The organism is Brevundimonas sp. 01N35 (genome assembly GCF_056399785.1).
The window spans coordinates 94,721-121,675 of the sequence record NZ_JBFTRZ010000008.1; the positions used below are offsets into that span (position 1 = coordinate 94,721).

At 68.2% G+C, this 26,955-nt stretch carries 25 protein-coding genes; 14 read left to right on the plus strand and 11 right to left on the minus strand.

What is annotated here, in order from left to right:
* Positions 1-71: 71 nt before the first annotated feature.
* Together dut and coaBC are read right to left on the minus strand one after the other, a co-directional pair.
* Positions 72-521, minus strand: a complete 450-nt coding sequence (gene dut / locus AC1DJ5_RS10150; protein ID WP_477020504.1) for a dUTP diphosphatase — start codon at positions 519-521, stop codon at positions 72-74.
* 9 nt (positions 522-530) lie between these two features.
* A complete protein-coding gene (gene coaBC, locus AC1DJ5_RS10155) occupies positions 531-1,754 on the minus strand; it encodes a bifunctional phosphopantothenoylcysteine decarboxylase/phosphopantothenate--cysteine ligase CoaBC (RefSeq protein WP_477020505.1) in 1,224 nt (407 codons plus the stop codon).
* Between the two features lie 137 nt (positions 1,755-1,891).
* Here coaBC and AC1DJ5_RS10160 point away from each other — a divergent pair, with 137 nt between their 5' ends.
* Positions 1,892-2,398, plus strand: coding sequence for an S-type pyocin family protein (locus AC1DJ5_RS10160; protein WP_441455087.1), 507 nt, complete (start codon positions 1,892-1,894; stop codon positions 2,396-2,398).
* Between the two features lie 668 nt (positions 2,399-3,066).
* On the opposite strand, the gene AC1DJ5_RS10165 is transcribed toward AC1DJ5_RS10160, so the two are convergent.
* Positions 3,067-3,930, minus strand: a complete 864-nt coding sequence (locus AC1DJ5_RS10165; RefSeq protein WP_477020506.1) for a glutamate racemase — start codon at positions 3,928-3,930, stop codon at positions 3,067-3,069.
* A gap of 208 nt (positions 3,931-4,138) precedes the next feature.
* Here AC1DJ5_RS10165 and AC1DJ5_RS10170 point away from each other — a divergent pair, with 208 nt between their 5' ends.
* Both AC1DJ5_RS10170 and corA read left to right on the plus strand, forming a co-directional pair.
* Positions 4,139-6,238 carry a M3 family metallopeptidase gene (locus AC1DJ5_RS10170; protein ID WP_477020507.1) on the plus strand — a complete coding sequence of 700 codons (2,100 nt, stop codon included), beginning with the start codon at positions 4,139-4,141 and terminating at the stop codon, positions 6,236-6,238.
* Between the two features lie 191 nt (positions 6,239-6,429).
* Entirely contained in the window at positions 6,430-7,395 is a 966-nt protein-coding gene (gene corA, locus AC1DJ5_RS10175; protein ID WP_477020508.1) for a magnesium/cobalt transporter CorA, read from the plus strand.
* Here the strand turns inward: corA and ppc are convergent, their stop codons facing one another.
* Entirely contained in the window at positions 7,396-10,095 is a 2,700-nt protein-coding gene (gene ppc, locus AC1DJ5_RS10180) for a phosphoenolpyruvate carboxylase (RefSeq protein ID WP_477020509.1), read from the minus strand.
* Between the two features lie 388 nt (positions 10,096-10,483).
* On the opposite strand from ppc, the gene ffh reads away from it, so the two are divergent.
* The 4 genes from ffh to AC1DJ5_RS10200 all read left to right on the plus strand — a co-directional run bounded on the left by ffh (position 10,484) and on the right by AC1DJ5_RS10200 (position 14,068).
* A complete protein-coding gene (gene ffh, locus AC1DJ5_RS10185; RefSeq protein ID WP_441455082.1) occupies positions 10,484-12,016 on the plus strand; it encodes a signal recognition particle protein in 1,533 nt (510 codons plus the stop codon).
* A gap of 27 nt (positions 12,017-12,043) precedes the next feature.
* Positions 12,044-12,604, plus strand: a complete 561-nt coding sequence (gene rpsP, locus AC1DJ5_RS10190; RefSeq protein WP_441455081.1) for a 30S ribosomal protein S16 — start codon at positions 12,044-12,046, stop codon at positions 12,602-12,604.
* A gap of 138 nt (positions 12,605-12,742) precedes the next feature.
* Complete coding sequence (rimM, locus tag AC1DJ5_RS10195; RefSeq protein ID WP_441455080.1) at positions 12,743-13,267, plus strand: ribosome maturation factor RimM; 525 nt, start codon at positions 12,743-12,745, stop codon at positions 13,265-13,267.
* Between the two features lie 81 nt (positions 13,268-13,348).
* A complete protein-coding gene (locus tag AC1DJ5_RS10200) occupies positions 13,349-14,068 on the plus strand; it encodes a glutathione S-transferase N-terminal domain-containing protein (protein WP_477020510.1) in 720 nt (239 codons plus the stop codon).
* Between the two features lie 50 nt (positions 14,069-14,118).
* On the opposite strand, the gene AC1DJ5_RS10205 is transcribed toward AC1DJ5_RS10200, so the two are convergent.
* The 3 genes from AC1DJ5_RS10205 to AC1DJ5_RS10215 all read right to left on the minus strand — a co-directional run bounded on the left by AC1DJ5_RS10205 (position 14,119) and on the right by AC1DJ5_RS10215 (position 16,454).
* Positions 14,119-14,292, minus strand: coding sequence for a YegP family protein (locus tag AC1DJ5_RS10205; protein WP_441455078.1), 174 nt, complete (start codon positions 14,290-14,292; stop codon positions 14,119-14,121).
* Positions 14,293-14,388: 96 nt separating this feature from the next.
* Positions 14,389-15,564 carry a benzoate/H(+) symporter BenE family transporter gene (locus AC1DJ5_RS10210; protein WP_477020511.1) on the minus strand — a complete coding sequence of 392 codons (1,176 nt, stop codon included), beginning with the start codon at positions 15,562-15,564 and terminating at the stop codon, positions 14,389-14,391.
* A 92-nt stretch (positions 15,565-15,656) separates the two neighbouring features.
* The gene (locus AC1DJ5_RS10215) at positions 15,657-16,454 is read right to left on the minus strand and encodes an enoyl-ACP reductase FabI (protein ID WP_441455290.1); all 798 of its coding nucleotides are present in this window, start codon (positions 16,452-16,454) and stop codon (positions 15,657-15,659) included.
* 133 nt (positions 16,455-16,587) lie between these two features.
* On the opposite strand from AC1DJ5_RS10215, the gene AC1DJ5_RS10220 reads away from it, so the two are divergent.
* The gene (locus AC1DJ5_RS10220) at positions 16,588-16,926 is read left to right on the plus strand and encodes a DUF2794 domain-containing protein (protein ID WP_313102981.1); all 339 of its coding nucleotides are present in this window, start codon (positions 16,588-16,590) and stop codon (positions 16,924-16,926) included.
* 192 nt (positions 16,927-17,118) lie between these two features.
* Here AC1DJ5_RS10220 and AC1DJ5_RS10225 read toward each other — a convergent pair whose 3' ends face one another.
* Positions 17,119-17,865: a Bax inhibitor-1/YccA family protein gene (locus AC1DJ5_RS10225; protein ID WP_441455075.1), complete on the minus strand. Its 747-nt coding sequence runs from the start codon at positions 17,863-17,865 to the stop codon at positions 17,119-17,121.
* A 125-nt stretch (positions 17,866-17,990) separates the two neighbouring features.
* Between AC1DJ5_RS10225 and thpR the strand changes: the two genes are divergently transcribed.
* The 3 genes from thpR to mmcB are packed head-to-tail and all read left to right on the plus strand — an operon-like array spanning position 17,991 to position 19,564.
* Positions 17,991-18,530 (plus strand): RNA 2',3'-cyclic phosphodiesterase, encoded by a 540-nt coding sequence (gene thpR / locus AC1DJ5_RS10230; protein ID WP_441455074.1) that lies wholly within the window; start codon positions 17,991-17,993, stop codon positions 18,528-18,530.
* Positions 18,527-19,090 carry a GNAT family N-acetyltransferase gene (locus AC1DJ5_RS10235; RefSeq protein ID WP_441455072.1) on the plus strand — a complete coding sequence of 188 codons (564 nt, stop codon included), beginning with the start codon at positions 18,527-18,529 and terminating at the stop codon, positions 19,088-19,090. The genes thpR and AC1DJ5_RS10235 overlap by 4 nt, the downstream gene beginning before the upstream one ends.
* Positions 19,091-19,117: 27 nt before the next feature.
* Positions 19,118-19,564, plus strand: a complete 447-nt coding sequence (gene mmcB / locus AC1DJ5_RS10240; RefSeq protein ID WP_477020512.1) for a DNA repair putative endonuclease MmcB — start codon at positions 19,118-19,120, stop codon at positions 19,562-19,564.
* A 167-nt stretch (positions 19,565-19,731) separates the two neighbouring features.
* Here mmcB and AC1DJ5_RS10245 read toward each other — a convergent pair whose 3' ends face one another.
* Positions 19,732-20,286: an ActR/PrrA/RegA family redox response regulator transcription factor gene (locus AC1DJ5_RS10245; RefSeq protein WP_441455069.1), complete on the minus strand. Its 555-nt coding sequence runs from the start codon at positions 20,284-20,286 to the stop codon at positions 19,732-19,734.
* Positions 20,287-20,355: 69 nt separating this feature from the next.
* A complete protein-coding gene (locus tag AC1DJ5_RS10250; RefSeq protein WP_441455068.1) occupies positions 20,356-21,882 on the minus strand; it encodes an ActS/PrrB/RegB family redox-sensitive histidine kinase in 1,527 nt (508 codons plus the stop codon).
* Positions 21,883-21,946: 64 nt separating this feature from the next.
* Between AC1DJ5_RS10250 and AC1DJ5_RS10255 the strand changes: the two genes are divergently transcribed.
* From AC1DJ5_RS10255 to AC1DJ5_RS10265, 3 genes are all read left to right on the plus strand, one after another.
* Entirely contained in the window at positions 21,947-22,567 is a 621-nt protein-coding gene (locus AC1DJ5_RS10255) for an SCO family protein (protein ID WP_441455067.1), read from the plus strand.
* A 91-nt stretch (positions 22,568-22,658) separates the two neighbouring features.
* Positions 22,659-23,939 carry a polyhydroxyalkanoate depolymerase gene (locus tag AC1DJ5_RS10260; protein ID WP_477020513.1) on the plus strand — a complete coding sequence of 427 codons (1,281 nt, stop codon included), beginning with the start codon at positions 22,659-22,661 and terminating at the stop codon, positions 23,937-23,939.
* Positions 23,905-24,630, plus strand: a complete 726-nt coding sequence (locus tag AC1DJ5_RS10265) for a M48 family metallopeptidase (RefSeq protein WP_477020514.1) — start codon at positions 23,905-23,907, stop codon at positions 24,628-24,630. The genes AC1DJ5_RS10260 and AC1DJ5_RS10265 overlap by 35 nt, the downstream gene beginning before the upstream one ends.
* Before the next feature lie 162 nt (positions 24,631-24,792).
* Here AC1DJ5_RS10265 and AC1DJ5_RS10270 read toward each other — a convergent pair whose 3' ends face one another.
* Positions 24,793-26,907 (minus strand): transglycosylase domain-containing protein, encoded by a 2,115-nt coding sequence (locus AC1DJ5_RS10270; protein WP_477020515.1) that lies wholly within the window; start codon positions 26,905-26,907, stop codon positions 24,793-24,795.
* Positions 26,908-26,955: the final 48 nt, after the last annotated feature.

Sequence of the window (26,955 nt, forward strand, 5' to 3'; positions counted from 1 at the left end):
ATGTCCCGCAACCCCTCATCCGTCCGGCTTCGCCGTCCACCTTCTCCTGCAAGGGGAGAAGGATTTTCAGCCTATTTGCCCGTCGAGCCGAAGCCGCCGGCGCCGCGCGCGGTTTCGTCGAGGGCTTCGACTGCGGTCATGATCGCCTGGGCGTACGGAGCGATCACAAGCTGGGCGATGCGTTCGCCGCGCTGGATCTCGAACGCCGTCTGGCCGTGGTTGATCAGGATGACGCCGACCTCGCCGCGATAGTCGCTGTCGATCGTGCCGGGGGAGTTCAGGCAGGTGACGCCGTGCTTCAGCGCCAGACCCGAGCGGGGCCGCACCTGGGCCTCATAGCCGGGCTCCAGCGCGATCTTCAGGCCGGTGGGAATCAACGCCCGCTGGCCGGGCTCCAACGTCACGGGCGCCAGGTCGGGCAGGGCCGCGCGCAGGTCCATCCCCGCCGATCCCGTTGTCTCATAGGCGGGCAGGGCCAGGCCCTGGGCGTGGGGCAGGCGTTCGACGCGGACAGTGGTCATGGAAGTCTCTCAGGCCTTGAAATGATCGGCGATGCGCTGGGCGAGCTTTCTCGCCACCTCGGTCTTGGACTGACGCGGCCAGGGTTCGGCGCCGTCGCGGGTGAACAGGGTCACGGCGTTGCCGTCCGAGCCGAAGACGTCGTCGGACACGTCGTTGCCGACGATCCAGTCGCAGCCCTTCCTCGACAGCTTGGCGCGGGCGTTGGCTTCCAGGTCGCTGGTCTCGGCGGCGAAGCCGACCACCAGTTTCGGCCGCCTGGGGCCGGGAGCGGAGACGCCGGCCAGAATGTCGGGGTTCTCGATCAGGGCCAGCGACGGCGGGCCGCCCGGCTTCTTCTTGATCTTGCCCGAGGCGATGCCGTCCACGCGCCAGTCGGCGACGGCGGCGCTCATCACGGCGATGTCGGCGGGGAGCGCCTGTTCGACGGCGGCCTTCATCTCGGTCGCGGCCTCGACCCAGACGCGCGCGACACCGACGGGGGCGTCCAGCGCCACGGGGCCGGAAATCAGGGTCACCTCGGCGCCCAGTTCGGCCAGGGCGGCGGCCACGGCGTAGCCCTGCTTGCCGCTGGAGCGGTTGGTCAGGCCGCGCACCGGGTCGATGGGTTCGAACGTCGGACCGGCGGTGACCACGGCGGTCCTGCCGGTCAGGGGGCGACCATCAGGGCCGGCCAGCAGGCGGACGATCTCGTTCAGTATGACGGGCGGCTCGGCCATCCGGCCGGGGCCGAATTCGCCGCAGGCCATTTCGCCGTCGTCGGGACCGACCACGGCCACGCCGTGGAAGCCGTCAAAGCTCTTCAGCCGCGCGACATTGGCCTGAACCGCCGGGTGCAGCCACATGCGCACGTTCATCGCCGGGGCCAGCAGCACCTTCTTGTCGGTGGCCAGCAGCGTGGTCGAGGCCAGGTCGTCGGCCATCCCGTTGGCGGCCTTGGCGATCAGGCCCGCCGTCGCCGGCGCCACCACCACCAGATCGGCCCAGCGCGACAGCTCGATATGGCCCATGGCCGTCTCGTCCTCGGGCATGAACAGGTCCTGGCGCACCGGATGGCCGGTCAGGGCCGCCAGCGACATGGGGGTGACGAACTCGGCCCCGGCCTTGGTCAGCAGGCTCATCACCTCGGCCCCGGCCTTCTTGAGCAGGCGCGTCAGCTCCAGCGCCTTGTAGGCGGCGATGCCGCCGCCGACGATCAGCAGAACCTTGCGGCCGGAAAGCGAGGATGCGGTCATGGGGGAATCTCTAGCGGGGCCGCATGACGGCGTCGAGACAAAGCCCGAGTCCGGGCGATCAAGCGTCTCCGGAACATTGCCAGAACAAGCCTTCTATGCCTAACTGTGTTCGGCGGGTTTTTCAGGGAGGGTGACCCATGCGAGTTCAAATGATTGCGGCCGCTTTGACGGCTCTGGTTGTGGCGGGATGCGACAGCGGCGGCTCGGCGGTCGAGACGCGTGAACGGGCGGCGGCCGAACCCGTCGCCCTGATCTCGGCGTCGGCGCCGGAAGGGGAGGCGGTCGAGGTCGCGGCCAAAGCCAAGCCGCCGGTCACCGCCAATCGGCGCGAAACCGCCGACGCCAAGGTTCAGCGCCTGTATGAGCGCAACGGGGCGGCCTTCGGGGCCAAGTCGGCGGACGACTATCTGACCAAGGTGCGCGCCTTCACCGACAAGGCGCCGCGCGGGACCGAGACGGTCAAGCGCCCGAACGGCGACACCCTCTACTACCAGGCCTCGACCAACACCTTCGCGGTGGTGGACCGCAACGGCGTGCCGCGCACCATGTTCAAGCCCGACGACGGCCCGACCTACTGGGCGCAGCAGAAGGAGCGGGCCCCGACCTTCGGCCAACGCCGCTCTGGGGCGCGGTCGTCGGAATAGACCGCCCTGCCCCTAATGCCGTCATCCTCGGGCTTGACCCGAGGATCTAGCCGGCGCTCCGGCGCTTGCGCAGGATGACCCATGACCCATGACCCATGACCCACGACCGGCGGCCCGCCTTCCGTCGAGGCGCGCGCTGAACGCCCGATCCTCGGGTCAAGCCCGAGGATGACGGCGGTGGGGCCGGCGCTTCGCTTTTGCGGCGCTTCGCCGTGTGAGAGCCTCGTCCAGACGCGAGCCATATTCTTTTCACCGACGCCCCGAACCTAGCCGCGACGGCCATTGCGCGGCGAAATCCGTCTTGAACGCGCCGAGGTTCAGCGCGCCCCTATGATGCGCCCTGGTCTTTGACAAAGTTTGGCGTTCGCAAGGAGGCTTCGGCCGGTTCGGCGCAGGATGCGGGCGAAACCCACCCCGTTCCCATTGCACTAATTGCACTGTTTTTTTCGGCGCACGGTGCAATCGGCCAGGCCTTCGGGGCCTGCCGTCACCCTCCCCCACTGGCCGTCATCCTCGGAGCTTGACCCGAGGATCGAGCCGTCGGCTCCGCCTCGGCGCAGGATGACCCGCGACCGGCGCGCAGACTTCAGTCGTCGCGCTCGCAGTCACGCCCGATCTTCGGGTCAAGCCCGTGGATGACGGCGGGGTATGGGGGGCGCGCCCCCGCCTCAGGCGGCGGTGAAGGTCAGGGGCGCGCCCCAGAACTGGGCGATCAGGTCCGACTGCGGGCCGGGCGCGCCGGTGGTCAGGAAGTCGCGGCGACCCGAGGCTCCCAGATCGTATTCGGGGTGGCGCTCGAAATAGCGTTCCAGCGAGTCGGCCACGGCGGTCGGCTGGCTGATGACCTGGACCCCCGCGGGCAGGGCGGCGGCGAACATGTCGGCGACGATCTCATAGTGGGTGCAGCCCAGAATGGCCTTGTCCGGGTGACGGCCGATGCGGCGACGCAGGGCGTCGACGTGGTCGTCGACCACCACCTTCAGCTCCTCGGCCGGAGCGCCCAGTTCGATCAGGCCGGCCAGGCCGGGGCAGGGTTCGGTGAAGACGGCCAGGTCTTCGCGCCGCTTGTCGATCTCGATCTCATAGACGCGGCTCATGGCTGTGGCGGCGGTGCAGAAGACGCCGGTGACGTCGATCGCCTGCTTCTTCTGGCCTTCCTGCCGGCCGTTGCGCTCGGCCTCATAGGACCAGGGCAGGCCGGTGGCCGCCTCGATGGTCGGGACGATGATGCCCAGGACATTGACCGGACGGCCCAGCGTTTCGCGCATCCCCGGGATCCAGGTCTGCTGCAGGCGACGCAGGGCGATGGCCGAGGCGGTGTTGCAGGCCAGGACGACGACCGAGGCCCCCGCCTCGAACAGCCGTTCGCAGCCCGCGCGCGTCAGGTCGACGATGTCCTCGCCGCCGCGCCCGCCATAGGGGGCGTGGGCCTGGTCGCCCAGATAGATGAAGTCCCGCGTCGGAAAGCGGGTCGTGAGTTCGCGGTGGACCGTAAGGCCCCCCACGCCGGAGTCGAAAACGCCTATCGCCATGATGCGGCCTTTAGACCTGCGGGGTTCCGTCGTCCAATAGTTAGGGCTACATCGACGCCATGTGACGGCCCGACCACGTCCGCCTTAGGGCCGCGCGACACTGCTCAATGGTTGGGAGAACCGGATGCACAGACGCCATCTTCTCGTCGGGGGCGCGAGCCTCTTCGCCCTCACGGGCTGCGCCTCCGCCGGCGCCAAGGAGACCGCAATGACCCCGTCGGCCGCCGCCCTCTCGACCGCCGACGAAGCGCGCATCGCCCGCGCCGTCCTGCCGGCGACCGCGCCGCGCGCCGAACTGCTGCAGCCCTGGACCGGCCCCTATGAGGGCGTGCCGCCCTGGGACAAGGTGACCGTGGCCAAGATGCGCGAAGCCATCCTGGAAGGCATCGACCTGCGGCGCGCCGACGTGGCCGCGATCGCGAACAACCCCGACGCGCCGACCTTCGCCAACACCCTGGTCGCGAGGGAACTGGCTGGCGAACCGCTGGATCGCGCCATGAGCGTGTTCAGCGTCATGACGTCCAACGTCGGCGGCCCGCAATGGCAGGCGCTGCAAACGGAACTGTCGCCGATCCTGTCGGCGGCCAGCGACGAGATCACCTTCAACGAGAAGCTGTTCGCCCGCATCAAGGCCGTGGCCGACGGCGCGGACACCAACGGCCTGAACGCCCAGCAGACGCGTCTGGCCGAGCGCAGCCGCGACGCCTTCATCCGCAACGGCGCCGCCCTGGACGCCGCCGGCAAGGCCGAACTGGGCCGCATCAACACCGCCCTGTCGAACGCCTTCACCGGCTTCGGTCAGAAGGTGGTGGCTGACGAGAACACCTGGACCGTCATCACCAACGAAGCCGGCCTGAAGGGCCTGCCCGCCTCGAACAAGGCCGCCGCCGCCTCCGCCGCTCGCACCCGCAACGTCCAGGGCTGGGCCATCGTCAACACCCGCTCCAGCGTCGATCCCTTCCTGACCTTCGCCGACGACCGCGCCCTGCGCGAGCAGGTGTGGAAGAAGTTCGTCAAGCGCGGCGACAACGGCGACGCCAACGACACCAAGGCTACGATCGCCCAGATCGTCGCCCTGCGTCAGCAGCGCGCCAAGCTGCTGGGCTTCGCCAACCACGCCCAATGGCGGATGCAGGACACCATGGCCAAGACCCCGGCCGCCGCATCCGAGCTGATGATGCGCGTCTGGGCCCCGGCCAAGGCCCGCGTGGCCGAAGAGGTCGCCGACATGAAGGCGATCGCTGGTTTCGACATCGAGCCCTGGGACTACCTCTACTTCGCCGAGAAGGTCCGCAAGGCCAAGTACGACCTCGACCAGAACGAGCTGAAGCCCTACTTCGAACTGCACGCGGTGCGCGCGGCCTCCTTCTACATGGCCGAGCGCCTGTACGGCTTCGTCTTCAAGCAACTGCCCAAGGGCACGGTCTCGACCTTCGAGCCCGACGTGACCACCTATGAGGTCACCGACAAGGCCACCGGCAAGCTGATCGGCCTCTATTACGCCGACGACTTCGCCCGTCCGGGCAAGCGTTCGGGCGCCTGGATGACCACCTATCGGTCCTTCTCGACCCTGACCGGCGCCAAGCCGATCCTGGCCTCGAACAACAACAACTTCGTCAAGGCCGAGGACGGTCAGCCCCTGCTGATCTCGCTGGACGACGCCGAGACCCTGTTCCACGAGTTCGGCCACGCCCTGCACTACTTCAGCTCGAACGTGACCTATCCGTCGTTCGGCAACACGCCGCGCGACTTCGTGGAATATCCGTCGCAGGTGCACGAGCACTGGGTGCTGAGCCGCCCGATCCTCGATGGCTACATGAAGCACGTCGAGACCGGTCAGCCGATGCCGCAGGCGCTGGTGGACAAGATCGAGGCCTCCTCGACCTTCAACCAGGGCTACGCCACGGTCAGCTACCTGTCCTCGGCCATCGTCGACATGGACCTGCACACCCAGGCCACGCCGCCGACCGACATCGACGCCTTCGAGAAGGCTTCGCTGGCCCGCATCGGCATGCCCAAGGAGATGGTGATGCGGCACCGCCTGCCGCAGTTCAACCACCTGTTCACCTCGGACGCCTACTCGGCCGGCTACTACTCCTACCTGTGGTCCGAGACGATGGACGCCGACACCTGGGCCTACTTCGAGGAGTCGGGCGACGTCTTCAATCCGGACATCGCCGGCCGCTTCAAGTCGATCATGCTGGCCCCGGGCAACACGACGGATCGCGGCGACGCCTATCGCCAGTTCCGCGGCCGCAACCCGAACGTGGCGGCCCTGCTGAAGGTGCGGGGGTTCCCTGTTTCCTAAGGGGGCCTATCGGCCTTCGGCCTACTTGAGGCCCGTTAGGTGATAATGTTGGAGAGGGCCCGGTGGAGCGATCCGTCCGGGCCCTTTTCTATTCGGGCCGAGGTGGCGTAGCCTTGGCTGTGTCGCGGGCCGCGTCGGGTCGTGAAGGCGGAGCCTTCTGACCGCGGTCCAGCAAGAATGAGGTTCCCCGCATGAGCGTCGTCGCCTCCTATGTCTACAAGGACGGCAAGCGCGTTCGCGAGGCGCCGCTGACCGATGCGGGTCTGCGGCTCAAGGCCGGCGAGTACCTGTGGATCGGCCTCTACGAACCGACGGACGAGGAGTTCGAGGGGCTGGTGCGGCGCTTTCATCTGCATCCGCTGGCGGTCGAAGACGCGCTGACGGCGCACCAGATGCCCAAGATCGAGGTCTATGGCGACGAGCTCTTCGTCGTCGCCCGTACGGCCCAGGCGGCGGACGACGCCATCCTGTACGGCGAGACGCACGTCTTCGTCGGGCCGCGCTACGTCATCACCATCCGCCACGGTTCGGCCCGCGCCCATACCCAGCTGCGCACCCAGCTGGAGGCCTCGCCGCTTCAGTTGAAGCACGGCGCCGACTTCATCCTGCACGGGGTGTTGGACTTCATCGTCGACGGCTATGTGCCTATCGTCGACGACATCGAGGACAGCGTCCTGGAGATGGAGCAGCAGGCGCTGGACAGCTTCCTGTCGCGCGCCGACATCAAGCGCCTGTTCCAGCTGCGCCGCGAACTGCTGAAATTCAGCCGCGTCCTCGGTCCCATGGAAGAGGTGGCGAACAAGCTGCAGTCGCTGGACCTGCCCTGCATCGACCGCGAGGTCCGCCCCTATTTCCGCGACGTGGCCGACCATGTGCGGCGGGTCTCCAGTCGGGCGGCGTCGCTGCGCGACATCCTGTCGTCGGTGTTCGAGGTGTCCAACCTGCTGGAGCAGCAGCGCCAGGGGGTGATCACCCGCAAGCTAGCCGCCTGGGCCGCCATCCTGGCCACGCCCACGGCGGTGGCGGGCATCTACGGCATGAACTTCGAGCACATGCCGGAGTTGCGCTGGGTCTATGGCTATCCGGCGACGATGGCCTTCATCGCCGCCGTATGCGTCGGCCTCTACATCACCTTCAAGCGGACCAGGTGGCTGTGATCAGCCGCTGTTCCTGAGGCCCGCCGCCACGCCGTTGATGGCCAGCAGGATGCCGTTCCTCACGCGGGGGTCGTCGTCGCCGGCCCGTCTCCGGCGGATCAGCTCGATCTGCACGTGGTTCAGCGGCTCGACATAGGGCATGCGCTGGCGGATCAACCGGTCCAGTTCGGGCTGGCCGCCCAAGAGATCGTTATGGCCGGTGATCGCCAGGACAGCGTCGCGGGTGCGGTCCCACTCCGCGCGAATGGCGCCGTAGATGCGCTCGGCCAGCGCCGCGTCGGGCATCAGCCGGGCGTAGCGGCGGGCGATGGCCATGTCGGCCTTGGCCATCACCATCTCCATGTTCTGGACCACGGTGCGGAAGAAGGGCCAGGCGGCGGCCATGTCGCGCAGTTCGGCCATGTCCTCGCCCTGAACCGCCGAGCCAAAACCGTACCAGCCGGGCAGCATGACCCGCGACTGCGACCAACTGAACACCCAGGGAATGGCGCGCAGGTCCTCGATGGCGGGGGAGGCGGTGCGGCTGGCCGGGCGCGAGCCGATCTTCAGGTCGGCGATCTCGGCGATGGGAGTGGCGGCGCGGAAATAGTCGACAAAGCCCGGCGTCTCATAGACCAGGGCGCGATAGGCCTTCATCGAGGCCGCCGACAGACGCGCCGCCGTGGCGCCGTGCTCGGCGCTGTAGCCGCCGTCGGTCTGCGGCCCCAGCGAAGCCAGCAGGGTGCCGCAGGTCAGGGCGTCCAGGTTCCTCTGCGCCACCTCCGGCTCGCCGTACTTGTTGGCGATGACCTCGCCCTGTTCGGTGACGCGGATGCGGCCCGCCACCGTCCCCGCCGGTTGGCCCAGAACTGCCGAGAAGGATGAGCCGCCGCCGCGCCCGACCGCGCCGCCGCGACCGTGAAACAGTTGCAGCCGCATCCCCGCCGCGCGGGTGACCTCCAGCAGGGCGCGCGAGGCCTCGTGCAGTTCCCAGCCCGAGGTCAGGTAGGAGCCGTCCTTGTTGCTGTCGGAGTAGCCGATCATGACCTCCTGCACCCCGCGCGCGGTCGCTACGGCGCGGGCCGAGGGCTCGGCCAGCACCCGCTCCAGCGTCGGCTGCGAGGCGCGCAGGTCGTCGATGGTCTCGAACAGGGGGGCGGCCTGGATGGGGCAGGCGGCGGGATCGGCGGGGTCGTAGAGGCCGACCTCTTTCAGCAGCAGATAGACCTCCAGCATGTCGGACGCCGCGTCGGTCTTGGAGACGATGTGGGTGCGGATCGCCTGCGGGCCGAAGGCGGCCAGAGCTTGCGCCGCCGCCTGCAGGATGGCGCGTTCTTTCAGCGTCTCGGGCGCGTAGTCGGCATAGGGCGAGAACAGCGGGCGCGGCCCGGCCAGTTCGCGCGCCAGCAGGGCCAAGCGGCCCTCCTCGTCCAGGGCGGCGTAGTCATCACAGGCGCCCGCGACCTTCATCAGGTCGGCGACGACGCGCTCGTGCACGTCCGAGTTCTGGCGCAGGTCCAGGGTCGCCATGTGGAAGCCGAAGACGTCGGCGGCCGTGATCAGACGCGCCAGCCGGTCGTCGGCGAAGACGGCGCCGTGGGTGCGCACCAGGCTGTCGTGCAGCACGGTCAGGTCGGCGCGGAAGGCGTCGGGGCCGTCGTCATAGGGGGCGGCGTCGAACTGGGCGGGCAGGGGGGCGGGGCCGCCGGTCAGGGCCAGATGGGTCGCCGACAGTCGGGCGTAAATCTGGCTGAGCGCCCGGCGATAGGGCTCGTCCGCCCGCTGGATCGAGGCGTCGCCGGAGGTGCCGACCAGAGCCGCCAGTTCGGGGGTGACGGTGGTCAGGTCGGCCGACAGGCTCAGCTCCTCGCCGAGCGCGTTCACCTCGTCCAGATAGAAACGCAGGACGGCGCGTGACTGGGTGCGGAAGGCGGCGCTCATCACGGCGGCGTCGACATTGGGGTTGCCGTCTCGGTCGCCGCCGACCCAGGTGCCGATGCGCAGGAAGGGCGGCAGGTCGGGCGCGTCCAGCAGCTTGCGCCACTCGGCCAGGTGCGCCGGGGCGACGTGCAGGAAGATGCGCTGCAGCCAGTCCGTCACGGTGTTGATCTCGTCCTGCACCACCAGGCCGGAGGCGCGGGTCAGCCGCGTGGCCCACAGGATGACGATCTGGCGGCGCAGAGCCGCCTTCAGCGCCGTGGGCGAACAGGCGATCCCGTCGCGGTCGCAGCCGTCCAGCAGGGCGCCGACGGCGGTGATGCGGTCGATCACGCTCTTGCGCCGGACCTCCGACGGGTGGGCGGTCAGGACCGGCGAGATCAGCGCGTCCGACAACAGGCCGCGCACCGCCGCCCGATCCACCCCCGCCGCCTCCAACCGCTTCAGTGCGCCCTCGGGCGTGTCGGCCCGCTCGCCGGCCTCGGCCTGTTCCCGGGCGCGGCGTTTGCCTGCCCGGTCCTCGGCGACATTGGCCAGAAGAGAGAAGGCGGCGAAGCCGTGGACCAGGCCGACGGCCTGATCCAGCGACAGGTCCTTCAGCAGGGCTTCCAGCTTGGACGCGTCGTGCGAGGCGGAGTCGCGGTGATAGGCCACCGAGGCCTGACGCACCGCCTCGATCCGATCGTAGAGCGCCTGGCCCCCCTCGTCGCGGATCACCTCGCCGAGCAGGGCGCCCAGCAGGCGGACCTCTTCGCGCGGGGCATCGTCGGCGGCCTGGATCATCGCATTGTCCTTCAGCGGGGAGGCTGGAAGCAGAACCGTATCAGCGGAATGCGAACGAGCCAGTCCCATGCCCAACGCTGAAACCCTTTGTGTGGTTGTCGGACGAAGTTGGGAGCGCCCCCAACAAAATGTCGACTCTGGCTTGTTGATGAGGCATAAGCCGCCACTTCCGGCGCAATTGAACCTGCGCCTCCTCCATCACGACAGCTTTCTTGGTCGTGCTACCGCGCTGAGCGCTACTTGAGCACAGCCCATTCGGGCTCAAGTAGGCCGACCGGCCGATAGCCCAAAAAGAAAGAACGAGGATGGCGAGGACCCTCTGCCGACGTGATCGTCGCCAGAGGTCGTTTCTCTATGGAGGTCAGGGTTCGCGCATGAAAGGTTTTGAATGTTCGAGGCTCTGAACGAGCGACTGACAGGCGTCTTCGACCGGATCACCGGCCGCGGCGCCCTGTCCGAAAAGGATGTCGAGGAAGCGCTGCGCGAAGTCCGCGTCGCCCTGCTCGAGGCCGACGTCGCCCTGCCGGTGGTCAAGGACTTCATCAGCCGCGCCAAGGTGCAGGCGACGGGCGAAGACGTCATCCGTTCGGTCAAGCCGGCCGATCAGGTGGTCAAGATCGTTTATGACGGTCTGGTCGAGATGCTGGGCGGCGAAGAGCCGACCCCGATCAACATCAACGCCACGCCGCCGGCCGTGATCCTGATGGCCGGCCTGCAGGGCTCGGGCAAGACCACGACCTCGGCCAAGCTGGCGCTGCGGCTGACCAAGTTCGACAAAAAGAAGGTCATGATGGCCTCGCTGGACACGCGTCGTCCGGCGGCCATGGAGCAACTGGCGACCCTGGGTCAGCAGATCGAGGTCGCGACCCTGCCCATCGTGGCGGGCCAGTCGGCGGTCGAGATCGCCAAGCGCGCGTTGCAATCCGCAAAACTTCAGGGCTTCGATGTCCTGATCCTCGACACCGCCGGCCGCATCACGCTGGACGAGGCCCTGATGGCCGAGGTGGCCGAGGTCGCCCGCGTCGCCAATCCGGTCGAGACCCTGCTGGTCGCCGACAGCCTGACGGGTCAAGACGCGGTCCGCACCGCGGCCGCCTTCCACGAGCGCCTGCCGCTGACGGGCCTGGTGCTGACCCGCGCCGACGGCGACGGCCGCGGCGGCGCCATGCTGTCGATGCGCGCCGTCACCGGCCTGCCGATCAAGTATCTGGGCGCCGGCGAAAAGGTCGACGCCCTGGACGTCTTCGACGCTCGCCGCGTCGCCGGCCGCATCCTGGGTCAGGGCGATATTGTCGCCCTGGTCGAAAAGGCTGCGGGCGAGCTGGACCAGGCCAAGGCCGAGAAGATGGCCCGCAAGCTGGCCAAGGGTCAGTTCGATCTGGACGATCTGGCCGCCCAGTTGCAGCAGATGAAGAAGATGGGCGGGCTTCAGGGCATCATGGGCATGCTGCCCGGCGTGTCCAAGCTGAAGGCCCAGATGGCCGAGAGCAACGTCAACGACAAGATGATCGCCCGTCAGGAAGCCATCATCAGCTCCATGACCAAGGCCGAGCGCAAGAAGCCCGACCTGCTCAACGCCAGCCGCAAGAAGCGCGTCGCCGCCGGCGCCGGCGTCGAGGTCCAGGACATCAACCGCCTGCTGAAACAGCACCGGCAGATGGCCGACATGGTCAAGTCGCTGTCCAAGGGCGGCGGCAAGAACCTGCAGAAGATGGCCTCCATGATGGGCGGAATGCCCGGCATGTCAGGCATGGGCGGGGGCGGCGCCGACATGGCCCGGCTCAAAGCTCTGGGCGGCGGCAAGATGCCGGAAGCCAGCGCCGACGAAATGAAAGCCATTCAGGACCGCCTTGCGGGTCTGGGCGGCGGACAACTTCCGGGAGGCCTTCCGGGTCTGCCGGGCTTCCCGAAAAAGAACTGATTTCGACTTTCTAGAAAGAGACTGAAAATGCTGAAAATTCGTCTGGCCCGCGGCGGCGCCAAGAAGCGCCCCTACTACTACATCGTCGTTGCTGACTCGCACGCTCCCCGCGACGGCAAGTTCATCGAGCGCGTCGGCAGCTACAACCCGATGCTGCCCAAGGACAGCGCCACCCCGCGCATCGTCCTGAAGGCCGACCGCATCTCGGAATGGCTCGCCAAGGGCGCCCAGCCGACCGACCGCGTCGCGCGCTTCATCAGCCAATCGCAAGACGAAGCCCTGGTCGGCAAGGTCGCCTGGACCCAGTCGAACAACCCGAACAAGGGCGCTCCGGGCAAGAAGGCCCAGGAACGCGCCGCCGAGCGCGCCCAGCGCGAAGCCGACCGTCTGGAAGCTGAAGCCGCCGCCAAGGTCGAGGCTGCCGAAGCCGCCGCCCGCGCCAAGGAAGAAGCCGCCGCCGCCGCCGAAGCCGCCAAGAACGCTCCGGCTGTCGAAGAAGCTCCGGTTGAAGCTGCTGCCGAAGAAGTCGCCGCTGAAGTCGTTGCTGAAGAAGCTCCGGCCGCTGAAGCGACCGAAGAACAGGCCTAAGCCTTTCGAGCGTCATCCCGGAACCGCCGCACGGCGGTATCCGGGACCGCCGGATGCGCTGCAGGTCAATATTGTCGAGCCTACCGCGGCCCCGGATATCGCTTTGCGATTCCGGGGTGACGTTTATGAGGAGTGCTCATGTCTGATCCGAAACTGATCCTCGTCGGCCAGGTCGGCGGCGCCTTCGGCGTGAAGGGCGAGGTGCGCATCACCGCCTTCACCGCCGAGCCCATGACCCTGATGGACTATCAGCCTCTGCTGAAGGCCGACGGCACGCCAGCCCTGACCCTGCTTTCGGCGCGACCGGACAGGGCGGGCGTGGTGGCCAAGGTCAAGGAGATCGCCACCAAGGAGCAGGCCGACGCCGCGCGCGGCCAGAAGCTGTTCGTGCCGCGCGACCGCCTGCCGGAGCCCGAGGAAGACGAGTTCTACCTGACCGATCTGGTCGGGCTGGAAGCCCGCGACCTCGACGACGCGGCGGTCGGCACGGTCAAGTCGGTGCAGAATTTCGGCGCCTCGGACATGCTGGAGATCGCCCCGAAGGAAGGCGGACCGACGTGGTATCTGCCCTTCACGCGCGAGGCGGCGCCGGACCTGCACGTCGCTGACGGCTGGCTGCGCATCGTGCGCCCGACCGAGGTGGACGAGCGCGACGAGGCCTGATCGACCGCCACCGTTACGGTGGCTATTGCGGCGGGCGGGGTGGCTTCCAACATGGGAGGTTCAACCCGCCCGGAGCGCCCCATGGCCGACCTGTCCGCCTTTCCGATCACCCGCCAGTATCCGCCGGCCCATCCCGACCGGCTGCAGCTCTATTCCCTGCCGACGCCGAACGGGGTCAAGGTCTCCATCCTGCTGGAGGAGCTGGGTCTGGTCTATGAGCCGCATCTGGTCGACATCGGCCAGAATGAGACCTGGACGCCTGACTATCTGTCGCTGAACCCCAACGGCAAGATCCCCGCCATCCTCGACCCCGACGGCCCAGGCGGAAAGCCGCTGGCCCTGTTCGAATCCGGCGCCATCCTGGTCTATCTGGCCGAGAAGACGGGACGCTTCCTGCCCGCCGATCCGGCCGCGCGCTACGAGACCCTGCAGTGGGTCTTCTTCCAGATGGCCTCGATCGGGCCGATGTTCGGCCAGCTCGGCTTCTTCCACAAATTCGCCGGGCGCGCGTTCGAGGACAAGCGCCCGCGCGACCGTTACGTCGCGGAGTCGAGGCGTCTGCTGGGGGTGTTGGAAGGCCGGCTCGCCAATGAGGGGGCAGAGCCCCGCGACTGGATCATGGGCGAGGACTACACCATCGCCGACATCGCCAGCCTGGGTTGGGTGCGCAACCTGATCGGCTTCTACGAGGCGGGCGATCTGGTCGGCTTCAACGACTTCCCGCACGTCGCCGCCTGGCTGAAGCGCGGCCTGACGCGACCCGCAGTGCAGCGGGGTCTGAACATCCCGGCGCGGCCATAAGACAGATGGCGGGGACGCGGCGTCCGCGCCCCCGTGAAGCTTAGGTGTACTCAGACTTCTTCGGTGGGGGCGTCGCCGACGTGCTTCTTGATGGAGTCGATCGCACGCTTGGCGCCCGACTTGTCGGAATAGCCCTCGGTCGAGAAGATGATCTCGGCATTGTACTTGAACCGGACTCGGAACTCGCCGGCCTTGTCCTGATAGATTTCGAACTTGTGGGACATCGTCGTCTCTCTATCTGGCCGTCCATCGGCCGGGGGGACGCTCTCACAATCGGCTGTGGCGTGGGAAGCCGCTGTTCTCTCACAGTGACGTGATGCTCAGGCGCGGCGGGGATGGATCCAGCGGCGCGCGGCCAGGGCGATGAAGCCGACCGCCAGCCCCCAGAAGGCTGATCCGACCCCGAACAGGGCCACGCCCGAGGCCGTGGCGGCGAAGGTCAGCACCGCCGCTTCGCGGTCCTCCGCCACATTCATCATGCCGGTCAGGGACCCGGTCAGGGGCGCGATCAGGGCCAGGCCGGTGATGACCGCCAGCGCCCCGGTCGGCATGGCGATGAACAGGCCCGCCAGCGGTGCGGCGAACAGGGCCACGACCAGATAGATCAGGCCGTAAATGACGCCGACGGTCCAGCGCCGGTTCGGATCCGGATGGGCTTCCGGTCCGGTGCAGATGGCGGCGACGATGGCCGCCAGATTGACGCCGTGCGCGCCGAAGGGGGCCAGGATGGTGCTGGTCAGCCCGCCCCAGAAGATCAGCTTTCCGGCGGGCGGGGCGTATCCGGCGGCCCGCAGCACCACCAGACCGGGCAGGTTCTGCGACGCCAGCGTCACCAGATAGAGCGGCAGGGCCAGGCTGACGGCCGCCTTCCAGTCGAAGGCGGGCGTGACCGGCGACAGCGCGCCGAACAGGCCGGTCCCGGCGGGCAGGCCGACCTGACCGCGCAGGGTCAGAACCGCAAAGGCCGCGACCAGAACCGCAGGCAGGGCCCAGGCGGCGGCGACGCGGCGCAGGATCATGAAGACCGCCAGCAGCCCTCCCGCCAGGGCCATGTCGGTCGGAAAGACGAGGAACAGCTTCAGACAGAAGGGCAGCAGCACCCCGGCCAGCATGGCCGAGGCGATCGCTGCGGGAATCCGCTCGGCCAGCCGTCCCAGGGCCGGGATCAACCCCGTCAGCACCATCAGCAGCCCGGCGAGAACGAAGGCGCCGACGGCGGTGTTCCAGCCCAGTCCGAGCGTGGAGGCGGCCAGCAAAGCCGCGCCCGGCGTCGACCAGGCCAGGACCACCGGCATCTTCAGCCGCCAACTGAGCGCCGCGCCCGGCAGGCCGATGCCGAGGCAGAGCGCCGTGACCATGGAGATGATCTGCGGCGGCGAGGCGCCCAGCGTCTGCCCCGCCTGCACCACCAGGGCCACGGTGCCGCCGAAACCGATGACGGTCGCCACGGCGGCGGCGGAGAAGCTGGCGGGCGGGGGGAGGCGCGACGAACTCATGCGGCGAAGCTAGGCCGGGCGACGGCGCCCTGAAAGCAAAAAGGGCCGCCGGTTTCCCGGCGGCCCTGATCTCGTTCCGAACCCTGAGGGGTTCAGCCTTCCATGTCGTCCGGCAGGCCGACGGCGTGGAAGCCGGCGTCGACGTGGACGACTTCGCCCGTGGTCGAGCGGCCCAGGTCCGAGCACAGCCACAGGGCGGCGCCGGCGACGCCTTCCATCGAGGTCTCTTCCTTGATCAGCGAGAACTGGGCGCTCTTGGAGTGCAGGCCACGCCCGCCCGAGATGCCGGCCAGCGACAGGGTGCGCATGGCGCCCGCCGAGATGGCGTTGACGCGGATGCCCTTGGGACCCAGATCGCGCGCGATGTAACGGGTCGCGGCTTCGAGCGCGGCCTTGGCCACGCCCATGGTGTTGTAGTTGGGGATGACTCGCTCCGACCCCAGATAGGTCAGGGTGATCATCGAACCGCCGTTGGGCATCAGCCTAGCCGAGCGCTTGGCCACGTCGACGAAGCTGAAGGCCGAGATGTTCATGGCCAGCAGGAAGCTGTCGCGCGTGGTGTTGTCGACGAAGGAGCCTTTCAGCTCGTCCTTGTTGGCGAAGGCGATGGCGTGGACGACGAAGTCGATCGTGCCGAACTCTTTTTCCAGCTCCTCGAACGCCTTGTCCATCGAGGCGTCGTCGGTGACGTCGGCCTGGATCAGCAGCTTGGCGCCGACGCTTTCGGCCAGCGGGCGCACGCGACGCTCCAGGCTTTCGCCGAGGTAGGTGAAGGCCAACTCGGCGCCCTGGGCGGCCAGCTGCGAGGCGATGCCCCAGGCGATGGAACTGGAGTTCGCGACCCCCATGATCAGGCCCTTCTTGCCCTTCATGAGTTCGCCGGTCGGCATATCCCAGCCTTCGTTCGTCGCCATGGGTCGTCTCCGTATCTAGAACTTGATCCGTCTTTTGGACGCGTGGGGAGCGGGTGACAAGTCGCGGTCCCGCTGGCGTTCGGCGCGCAGCCGCCTAAGTTGAGAGGCGATGAGCCTTGATCCGCACAGTTCAGACGCGTCGCAGCCGGGCCCGGTCTTCTTCGACCGGCAGGAGCTGGGGCTGGTGCTGCGGGTCTATGGCCGGATGGTCGCCGCGGGGGAATGGCGCGACTACGCCATGATCGGCCACAAGGAAGTAGCCGAATTCGCCGTCTTCCGCCGCTCGGGCGACGCGCCGCTTTACCGCATCGAGAAACGCCCGGCCTTGCGCCTGAAACAGGGACAGTGGGCCGTGATCGGCGAAGGCGGCCATGTGCTGAAACGCGGCCGCGACCTGGCCCAGGTGCTGCGGGTCTTCGACAGCCGCAAGTTCACGGTGGTGGAATAGGCATCTCTCATCGTCATCCCGGAAGCGGCGTCGCCGCTATCCGGGACCGCTACACACGCAGAGGTCGGCGCCTTGGGCGGTCCCGGCTCTTCGCCTGCGGCTCGGCCGGGATGACGACAAAAGAAAAGGCCCCGACATCGCTGCCGGGGCCTTCATTTTTAGTGGCCTATCGCCCTTCGGGCTACTTGAGGCCTAGTTCCGGTTGCCCATGAAGGCCAGCAGGAATTGGAACAGGTTCACGAAGTTGATGAACAGGCTCAGGGCGCCGAAGCCGGTGGCTACGCCCATCGCGTTCTTGTCGCCGCCGAGGGCGTAGTAGGTCATTTTCAGGCGCTGGGTGTCATAGGCGATCAGACCCGAGAAGATCAGCACGCCCATACCCGAGATGATCAAATACATCACGCCCGACTGCATGAAGATGTTGACGACCGAGGCGATGACCAGGCCGATCACGCCCATGATCAGGAAGCTGCCCATGCCGGTCAGGTTCTTCTTGGTGGTGTAGCCGACCAGGCTGAGACCAGCGAAGGCCGCCGCGGTGACGAAGAAGGTCGAGGCCAGCGAACCGTGGGTATAGCGCAGGAACAGCACGCCCAGACCGGCGCCGATGGTGGCGACCACGGCCCAGTAGAGCATGTTCACGCCCTTGGCCGTCGGGTTCTTCATGAAGAACATGGAGCCGAACAGCATGACCAGGGGCGAGAACTGGACGATCATGCCCAGCATCGTCAGGCCGATGCGGCCGTCAGCGGCCTGGGTGTAGAGAAGTTGCTGCACCGGGGCGTAGTTGCCGGTGAGATAGGCCAGCGCGCCGGCGACCACGAGGCCGAGGGCGAGCTTGTTGTAAACGCCCAGCATGAAGGCGCGCAGACCGGCGTCCACGGACATGTCCGCCGACTGCGGAAGCGGGCGCGCATAACCGTTGTTGAAGTCGCTCATCGCGAAGATTTTCTCCCGTTTGGACGGCAAGCGCCGACCTTGACTGGAAATATCGGGACGGATGGGCCGCCATGCAAGGAAAACCCGTCTTCCGAAGGGGCGTTCCGCCCGCTACCAAGGGTCGCATGCCCCGCCTGTTCACCGCCATCTCCATTCCCGAGGACGTCGCCGAGGCGCTTCAGCGCCGGCAATCCGGCCTGCCGGGCGCCCGCTGGCGGCCGCTGGACGCTCTGCATGTGACGCTGGCCTTCTATGGCGACGCGGACGAGCGGAAGGCCGACGATCTGGCCTCCGAACTGAGCCGGGCCGAGGGTGGCGGGGCGTTCGAGATCACGCTGAAGGGCGTCGGGGCCTTTGGCGACGCCCACCGCACCCATACGCTGTGGGCGGGGTTGGAGCCCAGCGAGCCGCTGAATGTGCTGGCGGGGCGCTGTCGGTCGGCGGGCGAGCGCGCGGGCGTGCCGCCCGAACGGCGCGAATACCGGCCGCATGTGACCCTGGCCTATCTGAAGCCGCAGGCCAATCCGGACCGGATCGGGGCCTGGATCGCCGGGCACAACCTGTTGAACTCACCGCCGATCCGCATCGACCGTTTCGGCCTCTATTCCAGCGTCCTGACCGGCGATGGCAGCGTCTACAGCCTTGAGCGGGAGTATCTGCTGTGACCGACTTTTCCTCTCCGCTGGGTCCGACGCTGGAGACCGAACGGCTTTACCTGCGCCCGCCGACGCTGGAGGATTTCCCGCGCTGGGCCGAGTTCCAGAGCGATCCGGACACGACCCGCTTCATCGGCGGGGTGAAGTCGAAGCACGAGGTCTGGCGGACCATGGCCTCGGTCGCGGGCATGTGGGCCCTGCAGGGCGAAGGCATGTTCTCGGTGATCGAAAAGGCCACGGGAAAATGGATGGGCCGCATCGGTCCGTTGCATCCCTATGACTGGCCGGGCCGGGAGGTGGGCTGGAGCCTGCATCGCGACGCGACCGGCAAGGGCTATGCGGTCGAGGCCGCCGCCGCGACTATGGACTACGCCTTCGAGGTGCTGGACTGGGCCGACGTGATCCACTGCATCGACCCGGCCAACCGGGCGTCGGAAAAGGTGGCTGAGCGCCTGGGCTCGACGAACCGGGGGCCGGGGCGGGCGCCGCCACCGTTCCACGAGACGCCGCTCAACCTGTGGGGCCAGACGCGCGACCAGTGGCGCACCAACCGGCAGCGCTTGCGATAGGAACATAGGCGGAACATAAAGGGCGACATGGCCGCCTCCGCCCTTCATCTCGAACTGGTCTTCAGCCGTCCCGACACCACCCTGTCGGTCACGCGCGGGGCGGCGCGGCTGATGTTGGACCTGGGCTATGCGCCGTTGCTGGAAGTCGGCCTGCCCAATGGCCGCCGCGCCGACGTCATGGCCCTGGGACCCAAGGGCGACATCGTCATCTGCGAGGTGAAGTCGGGCGTCGACGATTATCGCGTCGACCGCAAATGGCATGAATACGGGCCCTTCTGCGACGCCTTCTACTTCGCCGTCGCGCCGGAGTTTCCGCAAGCTGTCCTGCCCGACGCGCCGGGGCTGATCGTCGCCGACGGCTTCGGCGGAGCCGTCGTCCGCGACGCGCCCGCCACGCCGCTGGCGCCGGCGCGGAGAAAGGCGCTAACGCTGGCGTTTGCGCGGTTGGGGGCGCTGAGGATGATGCGGGACTAGTTTCCTTCTCCCCTTGAGGGAGAAGGTGGCCCGTCAGGGCCGAATGAGGGGTGTCGGCGCGACATCAAGAATCGATCCGCCGACGTCTCAACATTCAGATCGAGGCGCTCACACCCCTCATCCGTCAGGCTTCGCCTGCCACCTTCTCCCTCAAGGGGAGAAGGGAACTAGCGCGGCGCGCGCTTGGCCAGGATGCGCTGCAGCGTGCGGCGGTGCATGCCGAGGCGGCGCGCCGTTTCCGAGACATTGTGGTCGCACAGCTCATAGACGCGCTGGATGTGCTCCCAGCGCACCCGGTCGGCGCTCATGGGGTTTTCCGGGGGCTCGGGGGCTTCGCCGCTGGAGAGCAGGGCCTTGACCACGTCGTCGGCGTCGGCGGGCTTCTGCAGATAGTCGACAGCGCCGGCCTTGACCGCCGCGACGGCGGTGGCGATGGCGCCGTAGCCGGTCAGCATGACGATGCGGGCGTCCTCGCGCCGTTCGCGGATGGCTTCGACCACCTTCAGGCCGTTGCCGTCCTCCAGCCGCATGTCCAGCACGGCGAAGGCGGGGGCGGAAACGCGCAGGGCGTCGCCGGCCTCGGCCACCGAACCGGCCAGGGTCACCTCGAAGCCGCGCGCCTCCAGCGCCCGGCCCAGGCGGGTGCGCAGCGCCTGGTCGTCGTCCAGCAGCAGCAGGGTCTTGTCGGCCAGGGTGGCGATACGGGCTTCGAGTTCGGACATGGGATTCTCCTGACGCTCAGGTCGGGCGTCTGCGAGGCATGGTCAAGGTTCTAGCTCCCGACTGCGACATCAGGTTCCACGCGCCGAGCGCGGCGTCAGGGCCGGATCGGCCGCCTCCAGCGCCTGTCGCGGCCAGCGGACGGTGACGCGTGCGCCCTTGGGCTGGCCCCTCTCGCCGTCGCCGGCGCCGACCGAAACCTTGCCGCCGCTGCGCTCCAGCAGGGTGCGGGCGATGAAGAAGCCCAGGCCCATGCCGCCCTGGCTGGGGGCGATGGGGGCGGTGATCGGGGGCGGGGGCGCGACCCTGCGGCCGTGCCGGCGCGGGGCGGTCGGGGTCGAAGCGGCGGCGATCTGGGCCGCCAGGGCGCGGCGGGCCTTGGCCTGGGGGCGGCTGGTCACATAGGGCTCGCCGAGGCGGGGCAGGATTTCGGACGAGAAGCCGGGACCGTCGTCGACGATGTCGATCTCGATCCAGCCCGCATCGACGATGGCGGTCACCCGCACCCGGCTGTTGGCGAAGTCGGCGGCGTTCTCGATCAGGGTGGACAGGCCGTGGATGACTTCGGGCAGGCGATGCACGCGTGGGACCGGCTGTCCGGGCGGGGCCTTGATCGCGGTCTGGAAGTCCAGATCAAAGCCCCGGTGCGGCTCGACCACCTCTTCCAGCAGGGCCTTCAGATCGACGTCTGCGTAGAGGGCGTCGCCTTCTTCCGGCTGGGCCGACAGCTGTTTCAGGATGTCGCGGCAGCGCTCGGCCTGTTGCAGCATCAGGGCGGCGTCCTCGGCCACGGGGCTGTCGGGCGGCGAGGCGCGCAGCAGTTCCTTGGCCACCACCTGAATGGTCGCCAGGGGCGTGCCGAGTTCGTGGGCGGCGGCGGCGGCCAGACCGCCCAGGGCCGCCAGTCTCTGTTCGCGTTGCAGCACGTCCTGGGTGGTGGCCAGGGCCAGCTCCAGCTTTTCGGCGTCGGCGGCGACCTTCCAGGCGTAGCCCGAGGTGAACAGGACCCCGGTGACCAGGGCTAGTCCCATGCCGAAGCGATAGAGGCCCGGCAGCTCCAGATGTTCGTGCATCCGCCACGGCAGGGGCAGGGACCAGGAGAAGAGGACGCCGACCGCCAGCAGAGCCATCAACCCCAGAGCCAGGGCCTGACGCGAGGGCAGGGCGGCGGCGGCGATGGTCACCGGCGCCACCAGCAACAGGCAGAACGGGTTGTCGAGGCCGCCGGTCAGGGCCAGCAGGGTCGCCAGCTGCAGGATGTCGAAGCCCAACTGCGCGGCCGTCTGACGCCCGTTCGGCAGACTGCCGTCGATACGCCGGGCCCGCGCCATGGTGGCCAGGTTCATGACGGCGCTGGCCCCGATGGCGGTCAGGCATTGCCACAGGGGCAAGGGGAAGTGCAGCGCGAAATAGGCGGTCAGGATGGCCGAGCTCTGCCCCACGATGGCCAGCCAGCGCAGCACGATCAGGGTGCGCAGCGACAGGCCGCGCCCACGCCGGGGCCGCTCGCGCAGGGCCTCCATGGCGCCCGGCGGGGAGGCGGCGGCCCCGCTGCGATGGGGGGGCTGCGACAGGGAGGGGGCTTCTGTGCTGCTCACGCCTCTTCTATAGACCGCGACGCTGGCAGCTGCACACCCGTCGCCAGATCCCGAGGAGAAGTCGATGCCGCGTCGTCCCGTCATTCTGTTCGCCGCCGCCTGCGCGGTCATCGCCCTGGCCCTGGGCCTGATCACCATGGTGGTCGTCAATGGACGCCAGCAGGCGACTCAGACTGCCGAGACCGGCACGGGCCAGCCGACCGTCGGCGGTCCGTTCACCCTGACCAATCAGGACGGACAGGTGGTCGATCAGTCGATCCTGAACGGCAAGTGGACCCTGGTCTTCTTCGGCTTCACCTACTGCCCCGACTACTGCCCGACCACGCTCGGCGTGCTGAACGCGGTGCAGGAACGGATGGGCGACAAGGCCAAGGATCTGCAGATCGTCTTCGTCAGCATCGATCCCGAGCGCGACACGCCCAAGCTGCTGAAGGACTATCTGTCGTCGGACGGCTTCCCCAAGGGCGTCATCGGCCTGACCGGCACGCCCGAGCAGACGGCCCAGGTCGCCAAGGCATATCGCGCCTTCTATCAGAAGGTCGGCGAGGGCGAGGGCTATACGATGAACCACTCCCTGACCGTCTATCTGATGGGGCCGGACGGTCAGTTCCGCAGCGCCGTGGCCCACGACCTGGGGCCGGACAAGACCGCCAAGCTGATTGAACGGAAGATGGAGCAGGGCTGATCACCTTTCGCTGATCGCGCCCAACTCCTTTTGCAGTGCGAAACGTTCTATGCTGCCCTGCCGCATCGGCGGGGGCCGCAGTCGGGGTTTCATGCTCTACGCATTTCACGAGCTCGCCTATCATTCGGCGACGCCGTTCCGGATCGGGGCCCAGATGGCGCGGTCGTTCTGGACGTCGCCCTTCAATCCGGCCTCTGACACGGCCATCGGCCGCACGGCCTACGCCTCGGCCGAGGTGTTCGAGAGCCTGACGCGCCGCTACGGCAAGCCGGCCTGGGGGCTGGAAACCATCGACATCGACGGCCATGCCGTGCGCACGACCGAACAGGTCGTCTGGTCCTCGCCCTGGTGCCGACTGGTCCGGTTTGCGCGCCACGCGGGCGACCTGAAGCGGGCGGGCAAGCCGGGCGTTTCGCCTGCCGTCCTGATCGTCGCCCCCCTGTCGGGTCACTACGCCACCCTGTTGCGCGGCACGGTCGAAGGCTTCCTGCAGGACCATGACGTCTATGTCGCCGACTGGGAGAACGCCCGTCAGGTGCCGGTGCTGGAGGGCCGGTTCGACTTTCACGACTACATCGACCACGTCCGGGCCATGCTGACGGCCATCGGCCCGCGCGCCCATGTCGTCGGCGTCTGCCAGCCGGGCCCGCCGGTGCTGGCGGCCTGCGCCGTCATGGCGGCCGAGAACGACCCCAACCGGCCCGCCTCCATGACCTTCATGGGCTCGCCCATCGACGCCCGCCTGTCGCCGACGGTGACGAACCAACTGGCCGAGGCCAAGCCCTTCGCCTGGTTCAAGTCGAACATGATCCACACCGTGCCCTGGCCCTATCCGGGCTTTGGGCGCCGCGTCTATCCGGGCTTCGTCCAGCTCTACAGCTTCATGTCGATGAACGAGGAAAAGCACGTCGACGCCCATCGCCGCTATTTCGAGGATCTGGTGGCCGGGGACGGCGACGGGGTCGAAAAGCACGAGCAGTTCTACGACGAGTATCTGTCGGTGCTGGACCTGACCGAGGAATTCTATCTCCAGACCATTGACATCGTCTTCCAGCAGCATCTGCTGGCACGCGGCCTGCTGGAACATGACGGCAAGCTTGTCGCCCTGTCGGCTGTCACCGACATCGGTCTGGCCACGGTCGAGGGCGAGAAGGACGACATTTCCGGCGTTGGCCAGACCCAGGCCGCGCACGGCCTGACGCCCAACATCCCCGACGGCCGCCGTCTCCTCTACGTCCAGCCGGGCGTGGGCCATTACGGCGTCTTCAACGGTCGTCGTTTCCGTGACGAGATCTATCCGCGCGTGCGCGACTTCATCGCCCAGAACGAGAGCCTGAGTGCAGTACCGGAACGGCCAGCGGCTGCCGCTTGAGGGCGGGGGCGCCCTTCGCCTGTCGGTGAATCCCCGCGCGCGACGGCTGTCGATCCGTATCGACGCCCGCGCCGGCGAAGCCGTGGCCGTGGCCCCGTCCGAGCGGCGGCTGGGCGAGGCGGTGGCCTTTGCGCGCAGCAAATCGGAGTGGATCGCCGACCGTCTGGCCGCGCGGATCGCGGGCACGCCGCTGGAGCCGGGTGCAACCGTGTCTTGGCTGGGCCGGAGCGTGCGGCTGGAGGCCGTCGGCGGGGCGGGCGCGGCGCGTCTGGTCGAGACCCCGGAGGGGCCGGTGATCCGCTCGGGCGGCGAGGGCGAGGCCTTTTCCCGCCGGATCGAGAACTGGTTCAAGCGCGCGGCGCGTGACTTTCTGACCACGCGGACCGAGGCGCATCTGACGGCGCTGGGGCAGGATGGGGGCCGCAAGCCGGTCAAGGTGTCGATCGTCGACACCCGCTCGCGCTGGGGCTCGTGCAGTCCGCACAACCGCTCGATCCGCTATTCCTGGCGGGTGATCATGGCCCCGCCCGCCGTGGCGGACTATCTGGCCGCGCACGAGGTGGCCCATCTGGTCCACGCCGACCACAGTCCGGCCTATTGGGCGGTGGTGCACCGGCTGGTAGGCGACCACCGGCCCTATCGCCGATGGCTGCGCGATTACGGCGCGGCGCTGCACGCCGTGGGGCGCTGAGGCGCTTCTCGCTCAGAATTTCACCCGTCATCCTCGGCCTGGCGCCAAGGATCCATAAACGCGACGCCGGCGATCCGAGCATCGCCGCGCGAACGGCCGACCTTGAGTCTCTGGATCCCCAGCACAAGGCCGGGGATGACGGCAAGGAAGGTGGTTTTTCTCTTAGAAGAACAGGGTCTCGGGCTTCTTGTCGGTGCGCGGCGCGGAGCTCGCATCCTTGGCCCGGTCAGGCTGCGGCGAGGTGGACCGCACGAGGGGCTGGTCGTTGGGCAGGGGCCTGGGCGCTGGGACAGGCTGGCCGTCGACGATGGCCGGGCCGTTCGCATCGCCGTCCAGCGGCGGGGCGTAGGGGTCCTGAACCTGACCCATCATGTCGCCGACCGGATCGGGCGCGGCCCAGCCTTCGGGCAGGGGCGGGCCGTTGGGGATGGGTTGGACCGCCAGTTTCGGCAGGGCCGCCTCCATGAAGCCGCGCCAGATGGCGGCGGGCGAGGCGCCGCCGGTCACGCCGCGCATGGGCTTGTTGTCGTCCTTGCCGACCCAGACGGCGGCGACGAAGCCGCCGGTGTAGCCGACGAACCAGGCGTCCTTGTAGTCCGAGGTCGTGCCGGTCTTGCCGGCGATGTCGCGCCCGCCGATGGCGGCCGAACGGCCGCTGCCCGAGGTGATCACGCCCCGCAGCATCTGGTTCATGTAGTAGAGCGGCGGATTGTTGATCGCCTGGCCGTTCTCGCCCGTGCCATGCTGATAGATGACGCGGCCCGAGGGGGTGCGGATGCGGCTGATGCCATAGGCCTCGACCCGTTTGCCGCCGTTGGCGAAGGCGTCATAGGCCTGGGCCATCTCCAGCGGGCTGACCTCGACGGCGCCCAGGGCCATGGACGGCTGCAGACCGATGGGGCTGGTGATGCCCAGACGGCGCGCGGCGCGGGCCACGCTGTCGCGGCCGACCTGATCGGCGACAGAGGCGGCGATGGTATTGGTCGACTGGGCCACGGCCTGGGCCAGGGACATCGGGCCGGCGAAGGTTCCGGAATAGTTGCGCGGCGACCAGCCGCCGATGGTCACGGGCTGATCGACCACGGGCGTCGACGGGGTGAAACCGGCCTCGACCGCCGCCAGATAGACGAAGGGCTTCCACGCCGAGCCGGCCTGACGGCGGGCGTCGACGGCGCGGTTGAACTGACTGTCGGCGTAGGAGCCGCCGCCGATCATGGCGCGCACCCGGCCTTCGCCGTCCAGCGCCACCAGGGCGGCCTGTTCCACGCCCCGCCCCTTGTCGCGGTCCAGGATGCGGCGCACGGCGCGCTCGGCGTCGGTCTGGAGGTTCAGGTCGAGCGTGGTTTCGACCACCATGTCCTCGGTCGGTTCGCCGACCAGGCTGCGGATTTGCTTGTCCAGCCAGTCGATGAAGTATTGAGCGTGCTGACTGGCCAGGGTCTTGGACACCCGCACGGGCTCGGCCACGGCGGCTTCGCGCTGGGCCGGGGTGATGGCGCCGGTGTCGACCATTTCGTTCAGCACGACGTTGGCCCGGGTGGCGGCGCGCTTGCTTTCCGATACGGGGGAATAGCGCGACGGCGCCTTCAGCAGACCGGCGAGCAGGGCGGTCTCGCCGACCGTCAGCTTGTCCGCGCTCTTGTCGAAATAGCGTTGCGAGGCGGCCTCGATGCCATAGGCGCCGGCGCCGAAATAGACCCGGTTCAGATAGAGGGCGAGGATCTCTTTCTTGGTGAATTTCATCTCCAGCCAGACGGCCAGCATCAGCTCCTGAACCTTGCGCTTCAGGTTCTGGTCCGGCGTCAGGAACAGGTTCTTGGCCAACTGCTGGGTGATGGTCGAACCGCCCTGGACCACGTGTCCGGCTTTGAGGTTCAGGGCCATGGCGCGGGTCATGCCGATGGGGTCGAAGCCCGGGTGATGATAGAAGCGCCGGTCCTCGATGGCGACGAAGGCGGCGGGCACATAGTCGGGCAGGGCGTCCAGATCGACCGGCGGGGCCATCTGGGTGCCGCGCACCGCGATCAGGGCGCCCGAGCGGTCGAGGTAGGTGATCGAGGGCTGGCGCTCGACCTTATACAGGCTGGAGGTGTCGGGCAGGTCGCGCGCGAACACCGCGAAGAAGACCACGGCGAAGATCAGGCCCCAGACGCCGAGCACGGCCCCCCAGTAGAACAGCCGGCCCATGAAGGATCGGCGCGGCTTGCCGCCGCCCTGGCCCGCGTCATGGCCGCCGCCTTGCTCGTTGCGGTCCGGTCCGCCGTCTCTACGCGCCATGAATATCCCTCTTGCCAGCGGCGTGAACCCTAGCCGGTCACGCCGCCG

What these genes read in the sequence shown, in the direction of transcription:
- dut (WP_477020504.1), bottom strand. Translation starts at nt 521, where the DNA reads ATGACCACTGTCCGCGTCGAACGCCTGCCCCACGCCCAGGGCCTGGCC.
- coaBC (WP_477020505.1), bottom strand. Translation starts at nt 1,754, where the DNA reads ATGACCGCATCCTCGCTTTCCGGCCGCAAGGTTCTGCTGATCGTCGGC.
- AC1DJ5_RS10160 (WP_441455087.1), top strand. Translation starts at nt 1,892, where the DNA reads ATGCGAGTTCAAATGATTGCGGCCGCTTTGACGGCTCTGGTTGTGGCG.
- AC1DJ5_RS10165 (WP_477020506.1), bottom strand. Translation starts at nt 3,930, where the DNA reads ATGGCGATAGGCGTTTTCGACTCCGGCGTGGGGGGCCTTACGGTCCAC.
- AC1DJ5_RS10170 (WP_477020507.1), top strand. Translation starts at nt 4,139, where the DNA reads ATGACCCCGTCGGCCGCCGCCCTCTCGACCGCCGACGAAGCGCGCATC.
- corA (WP_477020508.1), top strand. Translation starts at nt 6,430, where the DNA reads ATGAGCGTCGTCGCCTCCTATGTCTACAAGGACGGCAAGCGCGTTCGC.
- ppc (WP_477020509.1), bottom strand. Translation starts at nt 10,095, where the DNA reads ATGATCCAGGCCGCCGACGATGCCCCGCGCGAAGAGGTCCGCCTGCTG.
- ffh (WP_441455082.1), top strand. Translation starts at nt 10,484, where the DNA reads ATGTTCGAGGCTCTGAACGAGCGACTGACAGGCGTCTTCGACCGGATC.
- rpsP (WP_441455081.1), top strand. Translation starts at nt 12,044, where the DNA reads ATGCTGAAAATTCGTCTGGCCCGCGGCGGCGCCAAGAAGCGCCCCTAC.
- rimM (WP_441455080.1), top strand. Translation starts at nt 12,743, where the DNA reads ATGTCTGATCCGAAACTGATCCTCGTCGGCCAGGTCGGCGGCGCCTTC.
- AC1DJ5_RS10200 (WP_477020510.1), top strand. Translation starts at nt 13,349, where the DNA reads ATGGCCGACCTGTCCGCCTTTCCGATCACCCGCCAGTATCCGCCGGCC.
- AC1DJ5_RS10205 (WP_441455078.1), bottom strand. Translation starts at nt 14,292, where the DNA reads ATGTCCCACAAGTTCGAAATCTATCAGGACAAGGCCGGCGAGTTCCGA.
- AC1DJ5_RS10210 (WP_477020511.1), bottom strand. Translation starts at nt 15,564, where the DNA reads ATGAGTTCGTCGCGCCTCCCCCCGCCCGCCAGCTTCTCCGCCGCCGCC.
- AC1DJ5_RS10215 (WP_441455290.1), bottom strand. Translation starts at nt 16,454, where the DNA reads ATGCCGACCGGCGAACTCATGAAGGGCAAGAAGGGCCTGATCATGGGG.
- AC1DJ5_RS10220 (WP_313102981.1), top strand. Translation starts at nt 16,588, where the DNA reads ATGAGCCTTGATCCGCACAGTTCAGACGCGTCGCAGCCGGGCCCGGTC.
- AC1DJ5_RS10225 (WP_441455075.1), bottom strand. Translation starts at nt 17,865, where the DNA reads ATGAGCGACTTCAACAACGGTTATGCGCGCCCGCTTCCGCAGTCGGCG.
- thpR (WP_441455074.1), top strand. Translation starts at nt 17,991, where the DNA reads ATGCCCCGCCTGTTCACCGCCATCTCCATTCCCGAGGACGTCGCCGAG.
- mmcB (WP_477020512.1), top strand. Translation starts at nt 19,118, where the DNA reads ATGGCCGCCTCCGCCCTTCATCTCGAACTGGTCTTCAGCCGTCCCGAC.
- AC1DJ5_RS10245 (WP_441455069.1), bottom strand. Translation starts at nt 20,286, where the DNA reads ATGTCCGAACTCGAAGCCCGTATCGCCACCCTGGCCGACAAGACCCTG.
- AC1DJ5_RS10255 (WP_441455067.1), top strand. Translation starts at nt 21,947, where the DNA reads ATGCCGCGTCGTCCCGTCATTCTGTTCGCCGCCGCCTGCGCGGTCATC.
- AC1DJ5_RS10260 (WP_477020513.1), top strand. Translation starts at nt 22,659, where the DNA reads ATGCTCTACGCATTTCACGAGCTCGCCTATCATTCGGCGACGCCGTTC.
- AC1DJ5_RS10270 (WP_477020515.1), bottom strand. Translation starts at nt 26,907, where the DNA reads ATGGCGCGTAGAGACGGCGGACCGGACCGCAACGAGCAAGGCGGCGGC.